Here is a 1741-nt window from a genome sequence, read left to right as displayed (position 1 = left end):
CCGCCTCCTTGCGGATATCTCATGCAACCGGCCTACCGCGCCAACTACCACTTGTCAGCCACGACATCACGCCAACAAGGTCAGTAACAAAAGCTGCTGATCATGTGACTGTCGGCGTGTCGGCGTGTCGGCTCGTTGGTCAGGTCATGGGGAACCGTCAGTCGCGGCCGTGGATCGTGTCGGACGAACTGTGGTCGCTGATCGAGCCGTTGCTGCCCGAGCCTGTTCCGAAGCTGCTCGAAGGCAGACCGCGGGTGCCGGACCGGCAGGCGTTGTGCGGGATCCTGTTCGTGCTGCATACCGGCATCCAATGGGAGTACCTGCCCCAGGAGTTGGGCTTCGGTTCGGGGATGACCTGCTGGCGACGCCTGGCCGCGTGGAACGAAGCGGGCGTCTGGGACCGCCTACACGCCGTGCTACTGAAGGAACTGCGGTCGAAGAACCAGCTCGACTGGTCGCGGGCGGTGATCGACTCCTCCCATGTGCGGGCGGCTCGGCGGGGCCCAAAAGCGGGCCCAGCCCGGTCGACCGCGCACGACCGGGCAGCAAGCACCACGTCCTCACCGACGGCCAGGGCATCCCGCTCGCGGTGTCGCTGACCGGCGGAAACCGCAACGACGTCACCCAGCTCCTGCCCCTGCTCGACAAGATCCCGGCCATCGCGGGCCGAGTCGGGAGACCGCGCCGCCGGCCAGATGCCCTCTTGGCCGACCGCGGCTACGACCACGACAAGTACCGCCGTCTGCTCTGGCAGCGCGGCATCCGTCCTGTGATCGCGGAACGAGGCCAACCGCACGGCACCGGCCTCGGCATCTTCCGCTACGTCGTCGAGCGCACAATCTCCTGGCTGCACGGCTTCCGACGCTTGCGCATCCGCTGGGAACGACGCGACGTCATCCACGAGGCATTCCTCAGCCTCGCCGTCTGCTTGATCGCCTACCGCCACGTCCAGGTGTCGTGCGGGTGGGCGCGGCGGAAGGCATCCAGTTCGATCGCCTCGGTCGGCAGCACGACCGGCACGTCCGAGTGCTCATCGCCGATCACTGCCGTCTGCACCAGCCGCGTGTCCCGCACTACGACGACCCCCAATCGTCTATGGCCAACGATAGATCTGCGAGCAGTGGGTTCGACAGGAGCTGGTCAAGCCGTTGTCTGGCGGCTGTGTCGTAAGCGATGTCGTACGGGGGCTGGCATGCCGGGGCGACAGGCGTCGGCCGGAAACGTGGACGGCCGGCTCACTTCCGCCGAGGGTGCGGAGCGGCGGGCGAAACGGGCCGCGGCCGTGGTGCGACGCTTCCGGGCCGCAGCCTCCGCGGCCGCCTGCGCCCTCGCTCAGCGCCTCGCGGCGGCTCCATTCAACCTCCCCGCCATGGAGATGTGGATGGCGGGCGGCCCCGCCCACAGCGCATGCGTGAGGCGGTGAACTTCCGGTCCGGCGGCATTCGGCCCGTGCAGCGTGGGGTTGTCGACGCCGCACGGGCCGATCCGGGAGCGCCACAGAACAGACAAGAAGTTGGCCACTGAGGAAGGCGTGAGGAAGTTGCAGGTCAACGCGCTCCCGTACAGCGCCAGGCCGTGCTGCTCACCCTGCTCGCGGCCTTCGGCTTCGGCGCGGTGATGGCCCTGATCGCCGAGGCCTCGACGACGCTCACGGGTCTCTTCCTCGCCCTGTTCGTCCAGCGCGTCACGAACGTCCTCGCGGGCGGCACGGCCCTGTACGTCTCCGTCCGGCGCGGCACCG

Annotated in this window: 2 protein-coding genes and 2 pseudogenes; 3 read left to right on the top strand and 1 reads right to left on the bottom strand. The window is 68.5% G+C overall.

Annotated elements, in window-relative coordinates; all coding sequences use genetic code 11:
• Nucleotides 1–146: 146 nt before the first annotated feature.
• A pseudogene (locus GAS53_RS54765) lies at nucleotides 147–877 on the top strand (IS5 family transposase); the annotation flags it as partial.
• 59 nt (nucleotides 878–936) lie between these two features.
• Here GAS53_RS54765 and GAS53_RS55910 read toward each other — a convergent pair.
• Complete coding sequence (locus GAS53_RS55910; RefSeq protein WP_192583732.1) at nucleotides 937–1089, bottom strand: hypothetical protein; 153 nt, start codon at nucleotides 1087–1089, stop codon at nucleotides 937–939.
• A 103-nt stretch (nucleotides 1090–1192) separates the two neighbouring features.
• Between GAS53_RS55910 and GAS53_RS55905 the strand changes: the two genes are divergently transcribed.
• Both GAS53_RS55905 and GAS53_RS54760 read left to right on the top strand, forming a co-directional pair.
• Nucleotides 1193–1423 carry a hypothetical protein gene (locus tag GAS53_RS55905; RefSeq protein WP_192583731.1) on the top strand — a complete coding sequence of 77 codons (231 nt, stop codon included), beginning with the start codon at nucleotides 1193–1195 and terminating at the stop codon, nucleotides 1421–1423.
• 131 nt (nucleotides 1424–1554) lie between these two features.
• Nucleotides 1555–1741 (top strand): annotated as a pseudogene (locus GAS53_RS54760) (hypothetical protein); the annotation flags it as partial.

Origin of the sequence: Streptomyces albicerus (assembly GCF_008905045.1) — a bacterium.
GTDB classification, from domain to species: domain Bacteria; phylum Actinomycetota; class Actinomycetes; order Streptomycetales; family Streptomycetaceae; genus Streptomyces; species Streptomyces albicerus.
The sequence above is the reverse complement of the archived record's forward strand: the minus strand, read 5'-3'. Positions and strand labels throughout refer to the sequence as shown.